The sequence below is a fragment of the Streptomyces sp. NPDC051664 genome (genome assembly GCF_044453545.1).
Classification (GTDB): Bacteria; Actinomycetota; Actinomycetes; order Streptomycetales; family Streptomycetaceae; genus Streptomyces.
The window spans coordinates 34544-56495 of sequence record NZ_JBITCU010000036.1 but is presented as its reverse complement, the minus strand read 5'-3'; the positions used below and the strand labels follow the sequence as shown (position 1 = coordinate 56495).

Genomic DNA, 21952 nt, shown 5'->3' with positions numbered 1-21952 from the left:
GGCTTTCGCTTTTCACTTCGGCCCGTTCTCGCGATTCACCGTGCTGCTCCCGCTGAACCGCAGCACCCCGCCCGGACCGTTCTCCTCCACTCCCTGTGAGGCATCATGCGCTGTGTCATCGCCCGCTTCCCGTTCGAGCTGACCAAGAGCGGCGTGCTGGAATCGATGAAGTCCGTCAAGCCCGAGCCGATCACCGGCGACTCCGTGACCATCGGGCGCCGCCAGTACCCCGTCAAGCAAGTGGGTGAGGTCGTCACCCGCCAGGACCGCCGTGATTTCAGTGCCGGTGAAGTCGTCCGGGCCATGGCCCACCTCGGATTCACCTGCCGGACCCTCCCCAAGGCCGCACCCGCCCGCGTCCTCAGCCCGTTCCAGCAAGCTTCCGCGATGCTCGGCACGCCTTTGTCCGTCTGACCGACGGACAGGCGCAAGCAAACACCTGAACAGCGAGGAGGCCCGGTCGGCGCGCGCCGGCCGGGCCTCCTCGCGTGTCGTACGATTCCCGTCCTGGCGGGGCTCAGTGGTAGCTGAAGTCGCCCACGGTCCAGGCGCCGACGTCCTCGATCGAGACCCGGTACATCCCGCCCGTCTCCGGGATCCCCACAGCCCCCTGCAGGATCCGTGCGACGTGGAAGTGCAGATGGGTAGGGGGCCCGTCCTTCCGTGTGGAGGCGGTGAAGGTGCCGGCGAACTCGCCCAGGTGGGCCGAATCCGTCAGGACCTCCGACACCCGCTGTCGCCAAACGGCTTCGGGAGCCAGTCGACCGGTGATGACAGCACCACCGGTGACCACGGTCAGGGACATCTGATTGCTTTGCCCGGTCTCCACCAAGGCGGCGACATCGACGAGCAATTCGTCAGGCTTCGACATGAGAGCCGATTCTATTCACCGGGACCGTCCGGTGAGCTTCGGCAATGGGGCCATCGGCTGAACGCCGAAGACCGCCGCGCCGCGGCAGACACCGACGAGATCTCCGACTGAGCCCATCAGCGCTCGGAGCGGGCCCCGGCCTGTGGACGCAGGCGTGCGCAGAGCGGGAAGGCGAGGGCGGCACCCACACCTCCTCCACCCACCTATCGCCGGCGGGTAATTCCCGAGCCCGGAGCGCGAGTTCGATTCCCTTCACCCGCTCCACGCAAAAGCCCCCGGTCCGGCGGCCCGAGGCCGGCGAAGCCCAGCCGCTCATCCCGGCATTCGTGACGACATGTCCGGGAGCAGGACGCACCAGCGTCGGCAGATCTTTGCAGCAGCGTCACAAGGGCTGCGCATCACCTGCGGCGGGTGCCAGTAGCGTTACTGCCCGCTCGATCCCGCGTGCGAACTCGAGACAGGTCGCCGGCGTCCCTGGCGGCGCAGCCATCACAGAAAGATCGCAGATGGACTACTGCTCCGCGTGCCGCCGAATCCTCAATGGGGCGCTCGTGTGTCCGGGGTGCGGCGCATACGCTCCCGACATTGCCCCGCCCGCCCGTCACTCCCACGGCACGGCCGCCTCCGCCGCAACGGCGATTCAGGCCTGGCGCGCGGAGGAGTGGCCTGCTCCGGGGTCCTACACCGGCACTCATCACGCCGAGGCGAACCCGATCGGCAGCGGCGCGCCCGGAGGCGCGATGGTGGACGCATCGGCCACTGGTTCGTCCAGCGGCCCCGAAGGCACTGCCTCCACCGGGCAGGGCCGGGCGGCTCGGCGTCGGCAGCTGGCGCGTTGGAAGAAGAACAAGCGTCGGGCCGTGGCCGCAACGGCCGTTGCCCTTGTCGGTGGCGGCCTGACCGTCGCCGCGCTGCCGGCCACCAGGTCTTCCAACAGCCACACACACGCGGCATCACCGCCGGAGCCGGTGACCGCGGCCACACCCCGGACAGCGACCACCGACTCGGTATCGGAGCAACCGGACACCCAGGTTCCGCGGCATCCCGGCCCTCACCGCCCCGCGACGACGAGCCGACACCGGAGCGCCACCGTCGCCGTGCCGCACACCGCGACGCCGAGCCGGCAGCCGAAAGCCGCAGCCACGGCCCCCGCTCCCGCGACCTCGAGCACCACGCCGAACACCACCCCCGAGTCGGCCGACGGGACGCACACGGGCACCGCCGAGACCCCGGCCCAGGCCGCCCCGGCCCCGGAGACGACTCCGCCCGCTTCCACCGGACACTCCGGCGCAGGCCCGTCGGCTGTGCACCTGCTGCCGATCACGTCGGCGGGTGATCCGACATCTCCGACGCAGATCTGTCTGATCGCTGTGTGCATCGGCTGATCGCTTCGTCGCCCTCGCACACAGACGTCCCCGGGCGCGGACGGAGACGCGGCCCGTCCCCGTCCGCGCCCGGACGGACAGTGTTCCCGTGACCCCAGGGGGTGCGAGCGGTCCGCACGCCGCCCGGCACCCCAGGGGCGCGTATCGGCTCAGGGCTGGACAAGGATTTTCAGGGCCGGAGGGGCATGACGAGTGAGCAGCAGAACGACGGCGAGCCGGGCCGCTTCCCGCGCGCCCACCGGGCTCGGGTGACCCCCGAGCAGGCCGGTCCCACAGCAGGCCGCAGCCTGCGCCACGCGCCCGGGCTGCGTACCGCGGGCTGCGGCTGATGATGGGAGTACGGCCGAGCACTCGGAGCTGATCATGACGAGTTGGTTTGTCAGGGACTACTCCCAGGACGATCTCGAGGCGGTGATCCTCCTGGACACGGAGAGCGGCACGACCGGAGAACCTCCCCTCTTCCAGCTCTCCGACACCGTGGCGGCCCTCCAAGCCCTTCATCCGGCCGTGGTGGCCATGGCGGACGATGTGATGATCGGGGCTGCGGTGAGCAGGGTGGAAGGCGACCGGGCGTGGATCCTGCGTATCTGTATGGCCCCGTCCTGGCGGCATCGAGGTCTGGGCAGTGCCCTGATCACAACCCTTGAGCACCGGCTCTTCGCCGGTGGTGTCCGGACGGTGCACGCGGTACTGCCCGAGGGCGAGACCGGTGCCGCCGCTCTGCACAACTGTGACTTCGGCACCCGCTCCGGCCTGGTGTTCTTCGAGAAGCGCGGGCCCGTGACCCCCCAAGCGATCAGCATGCTGGCCGCGCTCGGAGCGGAGCTGCCGCCCGGGGGACTGTGGCAGAAGGTCGCGGGCATGGAACGGGAGAAGCAGCTCATCGAGCGGCGTCTGGTCCTGCCGCTGGCCCATCCCGAACTGGCCGCCCAGCACGGGGTGGAGCTGCCACGCGCGGTCATGCTGTTCGGTCCGCCCGGGACGGGCAAGAGCACCTTCGCGCACGCGATCGCCAGCCGCCTGGGATGGCCCTTCGTCGAACTGTTCCCCGCGCGTCTCGCCGCCGAATACGGGCTGGCGACCGGGCTGAACCGACGGTTCGACGAGATCGCCCAGCTCGACCACGCACTGGTCTTCATCGACGAGGTCGAGGAGATCGCCGCCGAACGCAGCGGCGCGGACGCGACCGCGGTCGGCATCGTCAACGAGCTGCTCAAGGCCATCGTCCGGTTCCGCAGCCAGGACGGCCGACTGCTCGTCTGCGCCACCAACAACGTGACCACGCTGGACCCGGCCTTCCTGCGGCACGGTCGCTTCGACTACGTACTGCCCATCGGCCCTCCCGACCACACGGCCCGGGCCGCGCTGTGGGAGAGCTACCTGGCACGAGCGGGCGCGGAGGCCGACAACGCCGCACTCGCGTCCGCCAGTGGGGGATTCACTCCCGCCGACATCGCCCACGTCGCGCGCACCGTCTCCCAGGCCCAGTTCGAGCGCACCATCGACACCGGAACCCGGGCCCGCCCCACCACGGACGACTACCTGGAGACGATCGGCGCGACCAAGCCGACGGTCAGCAGCACCATGGCCCAGGAGTTCTCCGACCAGAGCGACAGGTTCGCCCGCATCTAAGGGCCGGCTCGCGCGTGACGCTCGCTCCGGCACCCGAGCGCGAGCCAGGAACAGACACCTCGCCACGCACGTCACGCGAGCCGTGCAGCGGGTCCTGCGACGGTTGTCGCAGCACCCCGCGCCCACCGCGGCCGCTGTGAGAATTCGGTCACCTCCGCGCAATGAAATGTGCCGGAAACGCATGGGTGTTCGTTACGAAACGCAACCCGGCCACCCTCTCTGTCGCCGGACCCCCACGCCGCCCCGAGGAGGGACTCCCTCTTGACCCCCGCGACCCTGACCGCGGCAGGCCTCGACACAGGCGACACCGCCTGGCTGCTCGCCGCCACCGCGCTCGTCCTGCTGATGACTCCCGGGCTGGCCCTGTTCTACGGCGGCATGGTCCGCTCGAAGAGCGTCCTCAACATGCTGATGATGAGCTTCGTCTCCATCGCGCTGGTCACCGTCGTCTGGTTGGTCGCGGGCTATTCGCTGGCCTTCGGCGACGACGTCTTCGCCGGCCTCATCGGCAACCTCGATCACGTGGGCATGACGGGCATCGGCCCCGGCACCCTCACCGGCAGCGTCCCCACCCTGCTGTTCACCACCTTCCAGCTCACCTTCGCGATCATCACGGCGGCACTGATCAGCGGCGCGATCGCGGACCGCATGAAGTTCGCGGCCTGGTTGGTCCTCGTGCCGGTGTGGACCCTGCTCGTATACGTTCCCGTCGCACACTGGGTCTGGGGACCCGGCGGCTGGATCGCGCATTCCCTGGGCGCCCTGGACTTCGCCGGGGGCCTCGTGGTGGAGATCACGTGCGGAGCATCGGGTCTGGCACTCGCCCTGGTGGTGGGCCCGCGCATCGGCTTCAAGAAGGACGCCATGCGCCCGCACAACCTGCCGATGGTGATGACCGGCGCCGGCCTGCTCTGGTTCGGCTGGCTCGGCTTCAACGGCGGCTCGGCCCTCGGCGCCAACGGTCTGGCAGCGGCCTCGCTCCTCAACACCCTCGTCGCCGGATCCACCGGCCTGCTCGGCTGGCTCTTCGTCGAGCAGAAGCGCGACGGCCACCCGACCACCTTCGGCGCGGCGTCGGGCGCGGTCGCCGGACTGGTGGCGATCACGCCCGCATGCGGCACGGTCAGCATCCTGGGCGGCGCCGTGGTCGGACTCGCGGCCGGCGTCGTCTGCTCGTACGCGGTCGCGTGGAAGTTCCGGTTCGACTACGACGACTCGCTGGACGTGGTCGGCGTGCACTTCGTCGGAGGTGTCGTCGGCACATTGCTCATCGGCCTGTTCGCGACGGCCACGATGACCGGCGGCAAGGAGGGTCTCCTCTACGGGGGTGGCTCGGGCCAGCTCGCCCGGCAGGCCGTCGCCGTCCTCGCCGTGGCTGCGTACACGTTCCTGGTGACCTACGGGATCGGTAAGGCGATCGACAGGCTGATGGGGGTGCGGGCTTCCACCGAGGAGGAGCTCACGGGCCTGGACCAGACGATGCACGCGGAGAGCGCCTACGATCACGGCGTCCTGGGTCATGCCGCCCCGCAGGCCCTGGCCCTCTCGACACCTCATTCCAAGGACAGGAGCCCTGCCACATGAAGCTCATCACCGCGATCGTCAAGCCGTACCGCCTTGACGAGGTGAAGACCGCACTGCGGGAGCTCGGCGTGCACGGACTGACCGTTACGGAGGCCAGCGGATACGGGCGTCAGCGCGGCCACACCGAGGTGTACCGGGGCGCCGAGTACCGGGTCGACCTGGTGCCCAAGGCCCGCATCGAGGTCGTCGTCGAGGACGCGGACGCGGACCTGGTCATCGACGCGGTGGTCCGCGCCGCCCGGACCGGCAAGATCGGCGACGGCAAGGTGTGGGCGGTGCCCGTGGACACGGTGGTGCGGGTCCGCACGGGCGAGCGGGGCCCGGACGCGCTGTAGGCGGTGCCGGTCGCGGTCACCACCGAGGGCGGCTGACGGTGCTCGTACCGAACCACTCCCGCCCCATCGGCTTCCGGCTCTACGGCATCGGACATGGGCTGACCTGCGGCGTCGAGGATCAAGAACTCCCGCTTCCGCCGGCCGCTACTCGCCGATGCGTACCACCGCCAGCGTGATGTTGTCGGGGCCGCCCGCCTCGATGGCGGCCTTCCACAGCTCGAAAGCGGCCCTGCCGTCGTTGTGCACCCGCAGCAGGCTGTCGAGTTCGTCCTCCGTCACCGGGTCGGTCAGCCCGTCGGTGCAGACCAGGTAACGATCACCTGCGGACAGCGGCAACGTCGTCACGTGGGGCGTGACGGCGCTGTACCGGGAGGCGCCACCGAGCGCCTGCGTGATGAGCGACGTGGTGCGCCGGCCCGGCGCCGGCGGCGGGCTGTCGTCGATGCTCACCCGGCGAAGTCCGTCAGTCGCGTCGAGCACCCTGCTGTCGCCGACGTTGAAGGCGAGCAACGACTCCGCCAGTACGACGGCGCCCGCGACCGTGGTTCCCATGGCGGCCAGCTCCGGATGGCCGACGGCGGCTGCGTACACCGCATGATTGCAGGCCTTCAGAGCGTCACGAACGGCTTCCTCGCTGTCCAGCGAAGGGCCGGTCGCAGCGAGCCGGCGGACGACCAGCGCGCTGGCCACCTCGCCGGCCGGCTGCCCGCCGATACCGTCAGCGACCGCGACGACGAGCGGTGCGCCGAGAGGGAACAGCAGCGTCTGCGGGTTCTCGGTCACGGTGCCGCACAGCGTCCAGGGTCCGACAACGAGGCTGTCCTCATTGTGATCGCGGATCAGCCCGGTGTGACTCAGTGCAGTGACAGCTACGTACGGCATCAGAGGGTCCCGCTTCTCCGCAACGGCAGGCGCGTCCCGCACCTCCATTGTGGCGCTGCGAACCGACGGATGCCCTCGTCGCCGCCCGGTTCCCGTCGACCGGCAGACAGGGCTCCACGTGGGTCTCTCGCCGGGTGCGGCGCTACGGCCGGCGTTACGGCCTTCGGCCTCACGGGCAGGCATCGGACCGGCAGTACACGGACTGGCGCGGCGCTCTCTGTCCACCCGGGCAACCGCAGCGGCTGTGGCTGGAGGAGTACGCCCGGCAATTCGGCACGGTGGAGAACAACAACGCCTTCTACCGGCTTCAAACTGCGGAGATCTTCGCCTCCTGGCGGGAGCGGACCCCGGAGGGGTTCGTCATGGCGGTCAAGGCCGGCCGCTACCTGACCCACCTGAAGCGGCTGCGCGACCCCGAGGAACCGGTGCATCGGCTGATGGATCACGCCCAGGGTCTCGGCGACCGCCTGGGACCCCGTGCTGCTGCAACTGCCGTCGCACACTGGCTAGGAACGGTACGTACGGTTTCACGGCGGCATCGCAGAGCCGCCGCCGCGCTACGGCCGCCAGGCGTTGAAGTCCCGGGCCCGTCGCATCGTCGACACCTGGCCCGACAAGAACGATGTGTATGTGTACTTCAACAACGACCTGGGCGGCGCGGCCGTCGTGGACGCCGCGATGTTCGCGCGGGCAGCGGCCGCGTTCGGCCGGACGGTGAGCCGTGCGCCTCCGGCACCGCCGGCACGGTCCACGTCCTGACGGAAGCGGGAGACCGGAACCATCGCCTGCGTCACCGGCGGCACGGCGAGGCCGGTTCACCCGTCGTCCCGTGACATCAGCCACACAGACTTTTGGCACTCAGGTCGTCGAATAGTAGATCCAGGCTCGACGGCATAGTGCGTTTTATCCGTCTTGATGCAGAAATACTCCGAGCGGGATCGAGTGGTATTCGACCCGCTCGACACTTTCGCCCGTTCGTGCGGCGAACAACGGCTTCTGACGGGCCAACGGACCTGTTCGCCACCCCGTGAGCCGGACCAGCACGCCTGCGCGCCCGTTTCAAGAGCCGTCCATGGCTACGGGCCGAGGTAGTACTGCCGCCTGTTGCCGCAGCCCGACACCAGTTCCAAGAATGTCGGCCGCAAGGCGTCTCCGCGGCCCTGGTGCAGGAACTGGGCAGAGCCGGACCCCCCTGGGGGCGCTCCGCGATCACCGAGCGAGGTCACGCATGAGGAAGCACCGCAGGAAGTCGTACTACCGGCCGATAGCCATCGCTGTCATCGCCGTGGGAGCCGTGGGTGTGCCCTCCGCCGCCATGGCCTGCCTGGGCACTCAGGGTGATGCGGGTGGCCGCCCCTCCGGCCACTGGGAGAACGTGAGCTCCCACCAGCGGTGGACGGGCTCGTCCTGGGGTCATGAGCCGACTGCGGGAGCGTCGAAGAGCCCCACTGCGACTCCCGGCGCGCCGCAGACCACCGCGTCTCCCGGCGCACCTGCTACGACCGCACCGGCATCCGGGGCCACGGCCCGCGTGCTGACGCTCGTCAACAACGAGCGCAGCAAGGCCGGATGCTCCCCGCTGACCATGAACGCGAAGCTGACCAAGGCCGCTCAGGACCACAGCAAGGACATGGCGTCCCACGCGAACATGTCCCACACGGGCTCAGACGGGTCGTCGCCCGGCGACCGGATCACGCGTGCCGGTTACAGCTGGAGCGCCTACGGCGAGAACGTCGCCTACGGCTACTCCACGCCCGAGAAGGTCATGGCGGCCTGGATGTCCAGCCCGGGCCACAAGCGCAACATCCTCGACTGCTCGTTCAAGGAGATCGGCATCGGCCTCGCGCAGCCCGACAGCTACTGGACCCAGGACTTCGGCACGGCCCGATAGGGACACCGCGGGGACGGTGCGCCTCCTCCCTCGGACGAAGGCCCCGACCGGTTCGCCGGCCGGGCCTTCACCATCGGTGCGTTTCCGTGCGGGTGGGCGACCGTCGGCGGGTCATGGCGCAGACGGGACGGGCCCCGGCGGCCCGGCGGCCCGGCATCAAGGTTCCCCGGGCCGGCGTCAGGAGGCGCCGCTCGGGCCCTCCTGGAGATACGCGGCGATGTCGGCCATGTCGTTCCCGATCGCCAGCACGCCCTTGATGTCGGGCGCCGACGCACCGTTCACCCCGGCGAAGAACACGTCGTAATGCCCCTTGCCGTTCTCCAGATACCCGGCGATGGTCTCCGCGCCCACGCCCAGCCGGTCGTTGACGAGATCGCCACCCGCGACGGTGCCCGTCTTGGCGGAGACCAGGCCGCGGGCCGGGCAGCTCCGGCAGGAGAACGCGAGGGACCCGTCGACGCCCAGCGTGGGCAGCGCCTCCCGGAAGCGGGTCGCGTCGGAGGTGCCCTGCCAGTACGTCAGGATCCGGGCGACGGCGCGGGGTGTGGTGCGGTCGCTCGGGTCGCCGCCGCGGCCGTCGGCGAGCTGAACCGTCTTGCGGTCCACCTTGGCGACGTCCAGGAACTTCGCGAACACGGGAAAACCGTCCGCACACCGGGAACTGCCCGTGCTGACAGCCATGAGGCAGATCCCGAGATTCGCCCCGAGGTTGTGGCTCACCTTGAGGATGAGCCGGGCGTATTCGCCGTAGGACGGAGAAGTGAACCGGGCCACCTCCGGCGCGCCGTCCCCGTACGACCGGGGCAGCCGGCCGGCCGGGTTGGGTCCCACGGGTTTGGCGGTGACCTCGACCCCGGCCCGCTTCAGTGCCTCGATCAGGGCGGTACGGCCGAAGGCGTTCGGATCGCGGATGTCCGACACCCGCAGGACCGGGTCGGAATCGGCGGCGATGGTGCCGGAGAGCTTGATGCGGGTGCCGTCGGCGGAGGGTTTGACCGTGATGTCGGTGGGCTTGCCGGCGGCGACGGTACGGACGGTGGACGACACGGTGTACGACGCCACGTGCGGACGCCAGTCGAGCCGGGCCGGCGCGCCCGGACCGTCGCCGGGGGTGGTGAGCAGATCGATCACGTTGTCATTGATGATCAGCGGCGTCGGAGTCGGATCGAGCTCCGGGTCGGTGCGGAACAGCCGCGCGTCCACGATCACGTCGCCGTCCACCTTGGTGATCCCCGAGGCGCGCACCTGCTGGGCCAATTGGTCGATGCCGGCCAGCGGGTTCTGCGGGGTGAGGGTCGCTCCGGGAACGTCGTCGGCGTAGGTGTGGTCGATGGCTGTGAAGGCGACGGTGCCGTCCGCACGCGTACGGCCACCGAGGGTCAGGTCGCCCTGGGCGACGAGGGCCAGGTCCCCGGTGAGGGTCGCGCCCTGGCGCTTTCCGACGGCGTGCACCGGTGTGACGAAGCGGTGATCGCTTCCGAGGGTGTGCCAGGTGCCGCTGACGCTGAACAGTTTGGCCACCGACCCGGGGATGAAGAACTGGTCGGCGGAGCGCGTCTGCACGATCTCGCCGGTCGCCGGGTTCTGCTGGAACAGCCCCCACTGGGCATGCGGGTAGTAGGGCTTGTTCATGATCGACGCGATGCGCGGGTCGAGGCCGGCCAGCTCCTTCGACGGCGTCACCCAGGCAAGGCCGAACGCGGCCACACTGCCGGCGAGCAGGAGGCCGAGGACGGTGAGGACGCGCTGACTGTTCCGGCCGCTGCTCCGGCCTGGCGTGATGGCTGATGACATGCGGACTCCACGTGGTGTGTGGTTCGCGGTGCTCACTGGGACCGAAAGAGGGTGCTCCGAGGCTATGGGCCGTGAAGGGCGGAACGATTCGGCGCGGCGAGCGGGTCCCCCGGACGGTCGCGGGACGGGGCGGCCGGATGCGCCCGTATGGTCGCGAGGGGGCGTCGGCTTCACCCCTCCGGCAGCGCCCGCAGGCAGCTCACTGCCCCAGCAGCGCGGGCAGGTCCGCGAAGGAGTCCAGGACGTGGTCCGGGGTGCCGGTGGCGGACCTGTGTGTCTCGGGCAGGTATTTGCCGGTCCTGACCAGTACGCCGGTGATACCGAAGCGCTGCGCCGCCAGGACGTCGGTCTCGATGTCGTCGCCCACCATCAGCGTCTCGGACGCGACGGCGCCTAGGTGGGCCAGCGCAGTGGCGTAGAACGCCTCGGCGGGCTTGCCGGTGACTTCCGCCTCGACCCGGGCGGCCCGTTCCAGCCCCGGGAGGAAGGCCCCGGTGTCGAGGTCGAGCCCTTCCGACGTGCGCCAGTACAGGTTCCGGTGCATCGCGATCAGCCCGGCGCCACGCTGGAGGTGGCGGAAGGCCGCGTTGAGGGCCGCGTAGCTGAACGCGTCACCCGCGCCTCCCACGACGACCACGTCCACGTTCCCCCGGGCGCCATCCACCACGTCGACGAGTGTCACGCCCGCCAGGTCTTCGCGGACATCGCCGCTGTTGAGCAGCGCGCACCGGGCGCCGGGGTGGTGCTCGCGCAGATACGCGGCGGTGACCGACGGTGCGGTGAGGATGTCGTCCTCGCCGACGGGGAAGCCCGCCCCCGCCAGTTTCGCGGCGATGCGGGCGCGGGTGCGGGACGTGGTGTTGGTGACCAGGGCGAGCGGGAGTCCGGCGGCACGCAGCCGCTCCATGGCCGCCACAGCGCCGGGCAGCGGCTGCCAGTCCACGGTGAGTACGCCGTCGATGTCGATCAGGGCCGCTCCGGACACTCCGATTCCTTCCATGAGGTCGAATGTCGCCGACTTGCGGGACCGCCGCACATGGGGTTGCTTCGAAGTAGGTACGTACGTGGTCACTGTCTCCCCTGGGTCGGGGGTGAACCACTGTGTTGTTCACCGATCGCACGGATGCGGGGCAGCGCCTCGCCGAAGCCCTCAGGCATCTGGCGGGGGAGAAACCCGTGGTGCTGGGTCTCCCGCGCGGCGGGGTCCCCGTGGCCGCGGCGGTCGCCACGGCGCTCGGCGCCCCCCTCGACGTGATCGTGGTCCGCAAGCTCGGTGTCCCGTACCACCGTGAGCTGGCCTTCGGTGCCATCGGGGAGGGCGGTGTGCGGGTGATCAACGACGACGTCGTCCGCCGCGGAGGGCTGAGTCCCACGGACATCGCCACCGTCGAGCGCGCCGAGCAGGCGGCACTCGTACGGCAGGCCGAACAGTTCCGTGACGACCGGCCCCGGCTGGCGCTCGACGGCCGTACCGCGATCGTGGTCGACGACGGGATCGCGACCGGTGCCACGGCCTCGGCGGCCTGCCAGGTCGTACGGGCACAGGGCGCGGCCCGCGTGGTACTGGCCGTTCCGGTGGCTCCCGCGGACACGGTGGCCCACCTGCGTACGCAGGTGGACGAGGTCGTCTGCCTCTCGACGCCGGCTCTGTTCTCGGCCGTCGGCGAGTGGTACCGGGACTTCTCCCAGACCCCCGACGAGGACGTCATCTCCCTGTTGAAGGCGTAGAGCCACCCTGGTCCGTGCGGGGCCGGGTGGAGCCGCCCGGAGCCGCTCCGTCGGTTCACCCGTGCCGCCGTACAGACCCGTATACAGTGCGAAAAACATGCAACTTCGAGTACATGGGGGGCTGACATGGCACTGTTCGGGAACGCGCACACCATCGATACGGCGACGGCGCAGCAGGACTTCGCACGGCTGCTGGGCCAGGGCGAGCAGGTGCACGCCGCGTACCTGCTGATACGCGACACCATCCTCTTCACCGACCGGCGCCTCCTTCTCGTCGACAAGCAGGGGATCACCGGCAAGAAGGTGGAATACCACTCCGTGCCGTATCGGAGCATCACGCATTTCGCCGTGGAGACCGCCGGCACGTTCGACCTCGACGCGGAGCTCAAGATCTGGGTCTCGGGCACCTCGTTGCCGATCCAGAAGACCTTCACCAAGGGCGTCGACATCTACGAGGTGCAGGCGATCCTCACCCAGTTCGTGGCGAAGTAGGGGTCCCGCCGACTGCGCGGGCGGGACCCTGCTTCGCCCGTTCAGTCCGTGCAGTACGCGTCCTCCGCCGGGCGCGCCCCCGTCGTGAGGAACTCGGTGACCTTGCCCGTGCCGCACACGTTGCCGTTGCCCAGGTAGACGCCGTGTTCCCGGTCGTCCTCGTCGAGCCCGCAGTTCGCCCGCGTACTGCCGCCGGTCCCGCGCGGATCGAGGCCGACCAGGTCGTACGCCCCCACCATTTCCTTCTGCAGTGCCGCCCCCTTCTGCGTCAGCCGCTGCCCGGGCCGCCGGGGATCACGATCAACGTGCCGCGGCGCTCCTCGGGACGGTCACTGGCGGTCAGCCGAGTGCCGGGCCGGGCCACGGGGCGGGAAGGCCGGTGCCCACCGGCGGTCAGGGCAGGGAACGTTCCACCACCTGCGGCCGCCCGGAGAGCGACCCGAAGTCAGCCGTTCTTCCTGCCGAACAGCAGCTTCCACGGTGCGATCGCCGACTCGATCTGTACGCGCAGCCCGAGCTTCGATTCGCCGTTGACCCGTTCCTCGAATCTGATCGGCACCTCGACGATTCTGAGTCCGCGCCTGACCGTCCGGTAGTTCATCTCCACCTGGAAGGAATACCCGTTGCTGCGGACGGACGGCAGATCGATCGCCTTCAAGGCGTCCGCACGCCATGCCTTGAAACCGGCCGTGGCATCCCTCACGTGCAGCCGCAGAATCGCGTTGACGTAGAAATTTGCCCAGGCGGAGAGCGCCTTGCGGTGCCAAGGCCACTCGGTCGCGAGCGAACCGCCCTCCACATAGCGGGAGCCGATCACGACAGCGGCATCGTCGGCGAAGAGTTTCTCGACCATGAGCGGGACCACCGAGGCCGGATGGGAGAGGTCGGCATCCATCTGAATGACGACGTCCGCCTCTTCTTCGAGCGCGCGTGTCATACCGGCGACATACGCGCGGCCCAGCCCGTTCTTCTCCGTCCGGTGCAGAACGCCGACCAGGCCCGAGGTCTCGGCTGCGAGCCGGTCCGCGACTTCGCCCGTGCCGTCGGGCGAGTTGTCGTCCACCACGAGAATATGCAGGTTCGGTACGTGCAGTTCCGTGAGCAGATCGACGAGGATGGGCAGGTTCGTCCGCTCGTTGTAGGTGGGGACGACCACCACGACCTTCGAGGAAGTCTTCTCCACGACCATTCCCTTGCGTTCTCAGGTATTTGCTGGTGATTCACGCTCTTGATCCGCGCGAGCCTAGCAGTCGGGAACGGCACCTCCGCGAGTTCGTCCGGGCAGCTGCGCGCATCGCACCGGCCACCCGATCCGCAAGGTCCCTGCCGATACGGACCCGGCAGAAGTCGATACGCGAGCACGCCACTTGTTTCAAGGGCCTGAATCGAAGAAAAAGGCCATCCCGATTCCGCATGCTCCGTGCGGGAACAGAGCTGACTCTTCCCGGACTTCCCGGGTGTTGGGTACGCTGACGGGCGCGCAGACCCGGGTCCGTTGCACCCTTTCGCCGCCGAATCGGAGTGCGCCATCAACCTTCCGCAGACTCCGGCCGCTTTGCGCGCGACGCGTCGTCCCGAGAGACGCCACGAACCAGGTGCAAAACGGCTCTCCGCGCCGCTGTCCCGATACCGGGCCGGCCTATTACCCGCGCTGCTGGCACTGCTGATGGGCCTCTGGGGGATCCGTCGCGAAAACTCCATGTGGCGCGACGAGTCGGTGACGTACCAGGTCGCCCATCGAAGCCTCTTCGAGATCTGGCATCTGCTCGGCAATGCCGATGCGGTGCACGGCCTCTACTACTTCTTCATGCACGCGCTGTTCGCCGTGGGGGGCGACAGTCTCGTGACACTCCGGCTCCCGTCGGTGCTCGCGACTTCCGTCTCCGCCTTTCTGGTGGCGTCGACCGGAAACCGCCTCGCGGGCCCCCGTACCGGACTCATCGGCGGTCTTGCCTTCGCTCTCCTGCCCATGGTCCAGATGTACGCGCAGGAGGGCCGCTCCTACGCCATGGTGTGCGCGCTCATCGCCCTCTCCACTCATCTGTTCGTCGGCGCCGTCGACGATTCCTCCCGCCGGCGCTGGACCGCGTACGCACTCACCGTCGTCGCCGCCGGATGGCTTCACGAATTCGCGGTCCTCGCCCTGCCCGCCCACGGCCTGACGCTGTACCTCTCGCGGCTGCCCCGTGCGCTGATGCGGTCCTGGGCGGTCGCCGCAGGGCTGTCCGTGGTCGCGGTCACCCCCCTCGCCCTGCGGTCCGCGGGCCAGTCGGGGCAGGTTTCCTGGATCGGGTGGCCGCATCCGGGCGAATGGCTCGTCATCGCGGCCGTCACCCTCGTCGGCGTGCTCTGCGCCGGGTACGCGACGAAGCCGGGGGAACCGGCCACGGGTACGAGGGCGCGGGCGGGCGTGCTCCGTCTGGTCAGGCTGGCCCTGCCGCTGCTGATCGTGCCCACGGCCACGCTCCTCCTCGCCTCCCTCTACGACCCGATGTACCTGGACCGCTATGTCCTCTGCTCCCAGCTCGCCCTGGCCCTGCTCATCGGGGTGGCCGTGGACCGCCTGTGGGGCGCCGCCGGCCGGGCCGCCCGGCCGGCGGCGCACCGGTCGCGGGCCGTGGTGTTCGGCACCGCGGCGGCCGGTGTGGTCGTCGCGCTCCTCCCGGTGACGCTCCAGATGCGCACCCCCGACAGTCGCAAGGACGACGTCACCGCCATCGCCGCCCAGGTGCGGATCATGGCGTCGGACGACGCCGGTGTGCTCTTCATGCCGTCGCGACGGAGGGAATGGGCCCTCTCCTACCCGGACGATTTCCGGGGCCTGACCGATCTGGCCCTGCAGCGGGGCCCGGGGGCCGACAACACGCTTGAAGGCACCGAGTTCTCTGCCGACCGGATCCGGGTCCGGCTGCGCGCGTTCGACCGGATCGTGGCGCTCACCGATCCGCCGGGACAGCCGGAGGACGCGTTTCCCGAGGAGGCGGTCAAGCGGGACGTCCTGCGGCAGGAATTCGTCGTCTGCCGCCGGGTGCAGGCCAAGGGTGGCCAGGTCACGCTGTACGCGCGGCCGGGCAGGTGCTGACCCGGCCGAGCCCCGGCCGAGCCCCGGCCACGCGCCGGTCATCCGTCGCCGCTGCGCCGGGCGGGGCGCACACGCGGGCGATACTCTGGTGCGAGCAGGGACTGTGATGGTGACTGACGGTTGCTGCGCGGCGGTGGGGCCCGCCGTACCCGAACCGCGGCAGCAGTGCCGCCAACGGTCCCTACTTGCGGAGGAGTGTGCCCGCGTACGGGCACCCAGCAGGTAGGAGACGTATGCCCATGGGAGCCCAGCAGCCACGCATGTCCCCCGTACCCACAGGGTCCCGGGGATCCGCGGCGGATGAACCCGAGGACGCCGAGGCTGCCATGTCCGTACCCGAGCAGCGGGCCGCGCGGCCAGGCCGGCGGTGGTCCGGCAGGCAGTGGCCCGTCGTCGCCGTCGTCGCCCTCGGTGGTGTGCTCGGGGCGTGCGGCCGTTACGGGGCTTCGCTGATCTGGACGACTCCGCCGGGTGGTTTCCCCTGGACGACGCTGCTGGTGAACGTCATCGGGTGTGCGGTGATCGGCGTGTTCATGGCGGTCATCAGCGATGTCCGGTCGGTGCACCGGCTGGTGCGGCCCTTCTTCGGCACGGGGGTGCTGGGCGGGTTCACCACGTTCTCCACGTACACGGTGGACATCGAGCGGCTCGTGGACGCAGGCCGGGCCCGTACAGGTATCGCGTATCTCGGGCTGACCCTGCTGGCGGCGCTGGCCGCGGTGTGGAGTGCGGTGTGGCTGACGCGCCGCGTGCTGGCGTGGAGGCAGCCATGACGAGGAAGTCCAAGGAGACGCACGAGACCGAGGGGACCAGGGTGACCGAACGGGGTCTGCGCCTGACCGTCCTCATCGGGGAGTCCGACGGCTGGCACCACCGGCCCCTCTACTCGGAGATCGTGCGCCGGGCACACCGGGCGGGGCTGGCGGGCGCGAGTGTGTTCCGGGGCATCGAGGGGTTCGGCGCCTCGTCGATGATCCACACCCAGCGGCTGCTGTCGCTGAGCGAGGACCTGCCGGTGGCCGTCGTGATCGTGGACACGGAGGAGCGGATCCGCGCGTTCCTTCCGCTCGTCGACGAGGTGATCGGGGAAGGCGTGGTCGTCCTGGACGCCTGCGAGGTCATCCACTACCCCGGCCGGGAGGAGAGCCGGTGAACTGGCTGCTGGTGATCGTCGGCGCGGCGGTCGGCGCACCACTGCGCTACCTGACCGACCGGGCGGTCCAGTCCCGGCACGACACGGTCTTCCCGTGGGGGACGTTCACGGTCAACGTGGCCGGCTCCCTGGTGCTGGGCCTGCTCACCGGAGCGGTGGCGGCCGGCGCGGCGTCGTCGCAGGTGCAGCTCTTCGTGGGTACGGGTCTGTGCGGGGCGCTGACGACGTACTCGACGTTCAGCTACGAGACGCTGCGACTGGCGGAGGACGGGGCGAAGTTCTACGCGGCGGCCAACGTCGTGGCGAGCGTGGTGGCGGGGCTGGGCGCGGTGTTCGCGGGGGTCGCGGTCGCCGATGCGCTGTGGGCGTAGGCCCGTTCGGTACGCACGCGCGAAGGGGCCGGGGGCCGGGACGTGCGTCCCCGGCCCCCGGCCCTCGTGCCTCTCACCCGCCAGGCGTCAGACGGTCGTCGCCGATCCGAGCATCGCCGACGCCGCCTCGAGCGGCGTCGGCGCGGTCGCCGGGACGGGCACGTCCGCGGTACGGCAGGTGAAGCCGAGACGGGTCAGCGCGCGGGTCACCTCGCCGGAGGTGAAGTCGCGGCGGTCCTGGCGGGTGATCACCTCGCCGACCTGCTTGACGGGATAGACCCGGCGGCCGATGACCACCGAATCACCTGTGACGGGCTCCGGCTTGATGCCCTTCATCGATTCCATGACCTCGCTCTTGAACAGGTCGAAGGGGAAGCGGGCGATGACGCAGCGCATAGTGCCTCAACGGGGTTGAAGAGAAGGAACGGGATCAGTGGGCCGCGTCCTGCTCAGGCCGCGCGGTTGCCCGAGGACCTGCGCGGCGCACTGCCGCTCCCCCCGCGGGCCGAGGAGGACGACTGCGACGAGGACGTCCCGGCCGACGTGCGGCGCGCCTGTGACGGGCGGCTGCGGCGGCCACGGGACGACGACGCGCCGCTCCTGGCGCGCTCCGTCACCGGTGCCGTAATGGTGACCGGTACACCCGACGGGGCCTGCGCCCCGGTGATCCGGTTCAGTTCGGCCTCGCCGGAGCGGACCTGGGCGATCTGCGGGGTGATCCCCGCGTCGGCCATCAGGCGGGTCATCTCACGGCGCTGATTGGGCAGCACCAGCGTGACGACGCTGCCGGACTCGCCGGCGCGGGCGGTGCGGCCGCCGCGGTGCAGGTAGTCCTTGTGGTCGCTCGGCGGGTCGACGTTGACGACCAGGTCGAGGTTGTCGACGTGGATGCCTCGGGCCGCGACGTTCGTGGCGACCAACACCGTGACGTGCCCGGTCTTGAACCGGGTCAGGGTGCGGGTGCGCTGCGGCTGAGACTTGCCGCCGTGCAGCGCGGCAGCCCGTACGCCGCTGTTGAGGAGGTGGTCGGTGAGCTTGTCCACGGCGTGCTTGGTGTCCAGGAACATGATCACCCGGCCGTCGCGCGCCGCGATCTCCGTCGTGGTGGCGTACTTGTCGGCGCCGTGGACGTACAGCACGTGGTGCTCCATCGTCGTGACCGCACCGGCCGCCGGGTCGACGGAGTGGACCACCGGGTCGTGCAGATAGCGGCGGACCAGCAGGTCGACGTTACGGTCCAGGGTGGCCGAGAACAGCATCCGCTGCCCCTCGGGCGCCACCTGGTCGAGCAGCTCGGTGACCTGCGGCATGAAGCCCATGTCGGCCATCTGGTCGGCCTCGTCGAGGACGGTGATGGTGACCCGGTCGAGGCGGGCGTCGCCGCGCTCGATGAGATCCTTGAGCCGGCCGGGCGTGGCGACGACAACTTCGGCGCCGCCGCGCAGCGCGCCGGCCTGCCGGCCGATAGACATCCCGCCGACGACGGTCGCCAGGCGCAGCTTCAGCGACTTGGCGTACGGAGTGAGCGCGTCGGTGACCTGCTGGGCCAGCTCCCGGGTGGGGACGAGGACCAGGGCCAGCGGGGAGCGGGGTTCGGCGCGCCGGCCTGCGGTACGGGCCAGCAGGGCGAGGCCGAAGGCGAGCGTCTTGCCCGAGCCGGTGCGGCCGCGGCCGAGGACGTCGCGTCCGGCGAGCGAGTTGGGCAGCGTGGCCGCCTGGATCGGGAACGGCGTGGTCACGCCCTCGGCGGCGAGCGCCGCCAGAAGGGGCGCGGGCAGGTCCAGATCGGCGAACGCCTCGGCGGCGGGCAGCGCGGGGGTGATGGTCTTCGGCAGGGCGAACTCGCCCTGCTTGGCGGCGGGCCGACGGCCGTAGCCACCGGAACCGGAACGCGAACCGGAACCGGAGCGGCCCGGGGCGCCGTAGCGGCTCTGGCCACCCTGGCCACTGCCGGCCTGGGAGCGGAAGCCGCCGCTGCGGGAGTAACGGTCGTTCGTGCGAGCTGTGCGGTTCATGCAGAACCCTTCCTCGATATGGCGCGTATCGAGGAATTCGCTGCGGCGGAGCGGCGCAGGAATCGCAAGAACGGGCCGATGAAATGCGTGGACGAAGCCCGGCTGCGAAGAATGAGCCGTGTCCGACACGGATGAACCGTGTCCGTCACAGGGACTGGGGGGCGGCGCACGGTGGCGGGCCCGGAAAAAGCAACGAGCTGGGGCCCGCACCCCAAGGTGCGGGCCCCAGCTGCGCAAGTGCGTGTCAGCGCGTCAGCGCCGGAGCATTCGCAGGATCACGCGGGGGTGATGTTCTCCGCCTGCGGGCCCTTCTGGCCCTGCGTGACGTCGAAGTTCACCTTCTGGCCCTCCTGCAGCTCACGGAAGCCGCTCGCGGCGATGTTCGAGTAGTGGGCGAAGACGTCAGCGCCGCCACCATCCTGCTCGATGAAGCCGAAGCCCTTTTCCGCGTTGAACCACTTAACGGTGCCAGTAGCCATGTTTTATCTCCTTCTGGGGCAGTGCCCGGGGATCCGCACTGTGCGAACCCCGCGTCGCCGCGATGATTACCCCGTCCGGAACAATAATGCCGGAAATACAAAAGCGCACCCACCGGCTCATTACGTCGGCGAGAGCACTTGGAGTTTTGGGAACCACAACTGCAACTGGCATCCACACTAGCACGGTGGAGGCATCCGGGCGCGGCAAGTAATTACACTCCGCCCGGTGTGTCATAAACCCTCATCGCGCATTGGATAAAATTCTGCGCTTGCGACAGCAGATATTCTGTCCCGCGGACCCGGTCTCAGGACCCCGCGCCCGCCCCACCGGCCGAACCCGCCGTGGGCCGGCGCAGCTCCGCGTTGAGGCGCAGCGCCTCCTCCAGCTGGTCCTCCAGGATGACGATGCGACAGGCCGCCTCGATCGGCGTGCCGCCGTCGACGAGCTCACGGGCGCGGGCCGCGATACGCAACTGGTAGCGGGAGTAGCGGCGGTGGCCGCCCTCGGACCGCAGGGGCGTGATCAGGCGGGCGTCACCGATCGCCCGGAGGAAGCCCGGCGTGGCGCCGATCATCTCGGCGGCGCGCCCCATGGTGTAGGCGGGGTAGTCGTCGTCATCGAGTCGGTCGGCGGCATGCGGAGGGGTATCTGCGGGCATTTGCACCTCTTCCGGGCCCGCGGCGAGAGACATCGGAAGCGTCTCTGATTTCGTTGACCGAAAAAGAAACTCTCATGGTGCGAGCCATCATCTCTAGCATAGCCGCGACAGATTTCCCGGGCCTGCCAGGTGAAATTATCTGCCTGCCGGACAGGGGTGGCGCCCCGGAGCGCGACGGACCGCCGTACGCCTGTCCGCACGCGTCCCGGTACGCCTGTCCGCCCGCATCCTCGTACACCTGTCCGCACACCCGGTCGGACACACTGACCGGACGGTCAGTTGATGACGGCCCGGCCGACGGCCATAATGAACGCGTAGCCCTTCACGCATCCCCCGTCGTGAAGGGCTACGACTCGTTGTGGGCCTGCGCGGACGATACGGCGACTTCATGGGCAAGGGACTCCCCTCGTGGTCCCTTGCCCATGTTTTTTCGAGTTAACAGTGACGTAGAGTGTTTGCGCAAGCCCGCTCCTGGCACCGGAGCAGGATGTTCCGCTCGGACGGACGCGCGTACGGCGGACGTGGATGTGGGGGCCCCGATGGACAACGGCGGAGAACACGCGCCGGAGCTGCGGACGCTGCAGCAGAAGGTCGAGTACATGGTGGAGGAGACCTTCCCCGGCCAGAAGATCTCCGGGCGGGTCTTCGCGGACCTGGTCAAGGAGCGCGGCGGCTCGCTGTCGCACAGTTACTTCTCGAACATCCTCGCCGGGAAGGTCACCCAGCCGTCCGAGGAGATCCTCAAGGCCCTCGGGCTGGGCTTCGGCGTCGACTGGCGCTTCTTCAAGGAGGAGTCCGAGGTCGTCGACGATGTCGTCGCGGGTCTGCGGTTCCTCGCGAAGCGGCGTACCGGGGAGATCAGCGGGCCGGCAGGCCGTGGCCCCGACGACGACGGTCTCCCGCCGGAGCTCCTGCAGTTCGCGCTCTCGCTCCTGGAGGACGCCAGGGACCGCCGGGGCGACGCAACCGACGGCCGGTCGGAGCAGTAGCCCCATGTCCCTGCGTGCCTGCGTGCGCTGCGGAAGGAGTGCGAGGCCGGCGCGGGCCACTGGACCGGTCTGCTGTGGGGCCAGCTCGGCGCCCTGTGCGCGGGGCTCGTCCCGGCCGGCTACATCGGGCGGGAGTGGGGGCGCGGCACCTGGCGACCGGCATGTCGTCGACCGTTGCGTGCGCCGAGCTCCTTCGTCGTCCTGGGCTCGATCGGTGCCGGCTCGGTCCTCATGGTCGTCGGGCACGCCCCGACCGGGATCCTGGTGACGATGCCGGCGCTGTGGGCGATGACGGTCGTCCGCCGTCCGTCAACACCGTCGGGAAGATCTCGGTGGACGCGTCGGTCGCCTCGGCGGTCGTCGCGCTGCTCGCCGCCGCCCACTCCCCGTGGTGGCTCCTGGCGTACGCGCTGACGGCCGCCGTGTGCTGGTCACGGGTGGCCCTCGGATGCCACACCGCCGCACAGGTGGTGGCGGGAGCGTCGCTGGGCGCGGCGACAGCGGGCGCGTTCCTGCTCGTCCGACGGCCGTCCGGTCACTGGTGCTTCTCCCGGCGCATCCCCGGTTGCGTAACGTCAGGCATGCCCAAATAGTCGTGTACCGACGGACT

Annotated in this window: 23 protein-coding genes and 3 pseudogenes; 15 read left to right on the top strand and 11 right to left on the bottom strand. The window is 69.9% G+C overall.

The genetic code is table 11. The features are described from left to right. The first annotated feature begins 105 nt into the window (after positions 1 to 105). Positions 106 to 414, top strand: a complete 309-nt coding sequence (locus ACIA8E_RS36015) for an SCO5918 family protein (protein ID WP_399304699.1) — start codon at positions 106 to 108, stop codon at positions 412 to 414. Between the two features lie 103 nt (positions 415 to 517). Here ACIA8E_RS36015 and ACIA8E_RS36010 read toward each other — a convergent pair whose 3' ends face one another. Together ACIA8E_RS36010 and ACIA8E_RS36005 are read right to left on the bottom strand one after the other, a co-directional pair. Next, complete coding sequence (locus ACIA8E_RS36010) at positions 518 to 871, bottom strand: hypothetical protein (protein WP_399304696.1); 354 nt, start codon at positions 869 to 871, stop codon at positions 518 to 520. 1051 nt (positions 872 to 1922) lie between these two features. Next, positions 1923 to 2147, bottom strand: a complete 225-nt coding sequence (locus ACIA8E_RS36005) for a hypothetical protein (protein ID WP_399304693.1) — start codon at positions 2145 to 2147, stop codon at positions 1923 to 1925. 294 nt (positions 2148 to 2441) lie between these two features. Between ACIA8E_RS36005 and ACIA8E_RS36000 the strand changes: the two genes are divergently transcribed. From ACIA8E_RS36000 to ACIA8E_RS35985, 4 genes are all read left to right on the top strand, one after another. Further along, complete coding sequence (locus ACIA8E_RS36000; RefSeq protein WP_399304691.1) at positions 2442 to 2585, top strand: hypothetical protein; 144 nt, start codon at positions 2442 to 2444, stop codon at positions 2583 to 2585. A gap of 34 nt (positions 2586 to 2619) precedes the next feature. Then, positions 2620 to 3888: an ATP-binding protein gene (locus tag ACIA8E_RS35995; protein WP_399304688.1), complete on the top strand. Its 1269-nt coding sequence runs from the start codon at positions 2620 to 2622 to the stop codon at positions 3886 to 3888. 261 nt (positions 3889 to 4149) lie between these two features. Next, positions 4150 to 5472 carry an ammonium transporter gene (locus ACIA8E_RS35990; protein WP_399304686.1) on the top strand — a complete coding sequence of 441 codons (1323 nt, stop codon included), beginning with the start codon at positions 4150 to 4152 and terminating at the stop codon, positions 5470 to 5472. Further along, the gene (locus ACIA8E_RS35985) at positions 5469 to 5807 is read left to right on the top strand and encodes a P-II family nitrogen regulator (RefSeq protein WP_030972661.1); all 339 of its coding nucleotides are present in this window, start codon (positions 5469 to 5471) and stop codon (positions 5805 to 5807) included. Before ACIA8E_RS35990 ends, ACIA8E_RS35985 begins: the two co-directional genes overlap by 4 nt. Positions 5808 to 5951: 144 nt before the next feature. Here ACIA8E_RS35985 and ACIA8E_RS35980 read toward each other — a convergent pair whose 3' ends face one another. Further along, positions 5952 to 6689: a PP2C family protein-serine/threonine phosphatase gene (locus tag ACIA8E_RS35980; protein ID WP_399304684.1), complete on the bottom strand. Its 738-nt coding sequence runs from the start codon at positions 6687 to 6689 to the stop codon at positions 5952 to 5954. A 134-nt stretch (positions 6690 to 6823) separates the two neighbouring features. Between ACIA8E_RS35980 and ACIA8E_RS35975 the strand changes: the two are divergent. Next, a pseudogene (locus tag ACIA8E_RS35975) lies at positions 6824 to 7448 on the top strand (DUF72 domain-containing protein). Positions 7449 to 7917: 469 nt separating this feature from the next. After that, positions 7918 to 8580: a CAP domain-containing protein gene (locus tag ACIA8E_RS35970; RefSeq protein WP_399304682.1), complete on the top strand. Its 663-nt coding sequence runs from the start codon at positions 7918 to 7920 to the stop codon at positions 8578 to 8580. A 177-nt stretch (positions 8581 to 8757) separates the two neighbouring features. On the opposite strand, the gene dacB is transcribed toward ACIA8E_RS35970, so the two are convergent. After that, positions 8758 to 10374 carry a D-alanyl-D-alanine carboxypeptidase/D-alanyl-D-alanine-endopeptidase gene (dacB, locus tag ACIA8E_RS35965; RefSeq protein ID WP_399304680.1) on the bottom strand — a complete coding sequence of 539 codons (1617 nt, stop codon included), beginning with the start codon at positions 10372 to 10374 and terminating at the stop codon, positions 8758 to 8760. A 199-nt stretch (positions 10375 to 10573) separates the two neighbouring features. After that, a complete protein-coding gene (locus tag ACIA8E_RS35960; RefSeq protein ID WP_399304678.1) occupies positions 10574 to 11374 on the bottom strand; it encodes an HAD-IIA family hydrolase in 801 nt (266 codons plus the stop codon). 101 nt (positions 11375 to 11475) lie between these two features. Here ACIA8E_RS35960 and ACIA8E_RS35955 point away from each other — a divergent pair. Beyond that, positions 11476 to 12093 (top strand): annotated as a pseudogene (locus tag ACIA8E_RS35955) (phosphoribosyltransferase); the annotation flags it as partial. Between the two features lie 135 nt (positions 12094 to 12228). Continuing rightward, positions 12229 to 12594, top strand: coding sequence for a PH domain-containing protein (locus tag ACIA8E_RS35950; RefSeq protein ID WP_030931508.1), 366 nt, complete (start codon positions 12229 to 12231; stop codon positions 12592 to 12594). A gap of 41 nt (positions 12595 to 12635) precedes the next feature. Here the strand turns inward: ACIA8E_RS35950 and ACIA8E_RS35945 are convergent, their stop codons facing one another. Beyond that, a complete protein-coding gene (locus tag ACIA8E_RS35945) occupies positions 12636 to 12833 on the bottom strand; it encodes an alpha/beta hydrolase (RefSeq protein ID WP_399304676.1) in 198 nt (65 codons plus the stop codon). A gap of 206 nt (positions 12834 to 13039) precedes the next feature. Beyond that, positions 13040 to 13777, bottom strand: coding sequence for a polyprenol monophosphomannose synthase (locus ACIA8E_RS35940; RefSeq protein WP_399304674.1), 738 nt, complete (start codon positions 13775 to 13777; stop codon positions 13040 to 13042). Positions 13778 to 14293: 516 nt separating this feature from the next. On the opposite strand from ACIA8E_RS35940, the gene ACIA8E_RS35935 reads away from it, so the two are divergent. The 4 genes from ACIA8E_RS35935 to crcB (ACIA8E_RS35920) all read left to right on the top strand — a co-directional run bounded on the left by ACIA8E_RS35935 (position 14294) and on the right by crcB (ACIA8E_RS35920) (position 17200). Beyond that, on the top strand, positions 14294 to 15676 hold the full coding sequence (locus ACIA8E_RS35935) for a glycosyltransferase family 39 protein (RefSeq protein ID WP_399304672.1): 1383 nt from the start codon (positions 14294 to 14296) through the stop codon (positions 15674 to 15676). A gap of 326 nt (positions 15677 to 16002) precedes the next feature. Further along, complete coding sequence (gene crcB / locus ACIA8E_RS35930; RefSeq protein WP_399304670.1) at positions 16003 to 16449, top strand: fluoride efflux transporter CrcB; 447 nt, start codon at positions 16003 to 16005, stop codon at positions 16447 to 16449. Then, positions 16446 to 16829: a DUF190 domain-containing protein gene (locus tag ACIA8E_RS35925; RefSeq protein WP_399304668.1), complete on the top strand. Its 384-nt coding sequence runs from the start codon at positions 16446 to 16448 to the stop codon at positions 16827 to 16829. The genes crcB (ACIA8E_RS35930) and ACIA8E_RS35925 overlap by 4 nt, the downstream gene beginning before the upstream one ends. Continuing rightward, positions 16826 to 17200, top strand: coding sequence for a fluoride efflux transporter CrcB (gene crcB, locus ACIA8E_RS35920; protein ID WP_399304666.1), 375 nt, complete (start codon positions 16826 to 16828; stop codon positions 17198 to 17200). The genes ACIA8E_RS35925 and crcB (ACIA8E_RS35920) overlap by 4 nt, the downstream gene beginning before the upstream one ends. Before the next feature lie 87 nt (positions 17201 to 17287). Here crcB (ACIA8E_RS35920) and ACIA8E_RS35915 read toward each other — a convergent pair whose 3' ends face one another. The 4 genes from ACIA8E_RS35915 to ACIA8E_RS35900 form a co-directional block, all read right to left on the bottom strand. Further along, complete coding sequence (locus ACIA8E_RS35915; protein WP_376258401.1) at positions 17288 to 17596, bottom strand: SCO5918 family protein; 309 nt, start codon at positions 17594 to 17596, stop codon at positions 17288 to 17290. Between the two features lie 53 nt (positions 17597 to 17649). Further along, entirely contained in the window at positions 17650 to 19215 is a 1566-nt protein-coding gene (locus tag ACIA8E_RS35910; RefSeq protein WP_399304663.1) for a DEAD/DEAH box helicase, read from the bottom strand. Positions 19216 to 19490: 275 nt separating this feature from the next. Next, positions 19491 to 19694, bottom strand: a complete 204-nt coding sequence (locus ACIA8E_RS35905; protein ID WP_015609674.1) for a cold-shock protein — start codon at positions 19692 to 19694, stop codon at positions 19491 to 19493. A gap of 305 nt (positions 19695 to 19999) precedes the next feature. Next, the gene (locus ACIA8E_RS35900) at positions 20000 to 20353 is read right to left on the bottom strand and encodes a MerR family transcriptional regulator (RefSeq protein WP_313938354.1); all 354 of its coding nucleotides are present in this window, start codon (positions 20351 to 20353) and stop codon (positions 20000 to 20002) included. A 539-nt stretch (positions 20354 to 20892) separates the two neighbouring features. Between ACIA8E_RS35900 and ACIA8E_RS35895 the strand changes: the two genes are divergently transcribed. Continuing rightward, a complete protein-coding gene (locus ACIA8E_RS35895; RefSeq protein WP_399304661.1) occupies positions 20893 to 21342 on the top strand; it encodes a hypothetical protein in 450 nt (149 codons plus the stop codon). An 18-nt stretch (positions 21343 to 21360) separates the two neighbouring features. Beyond that, positions 21361 to 21857: pseudogene (locus ACIA8E_RS35890) on the top strand (hypothetical protein); the annotation flags it as partial. Between the last annotated feature and the right edge of the window lie 95 nt (positions 21858 to 21952).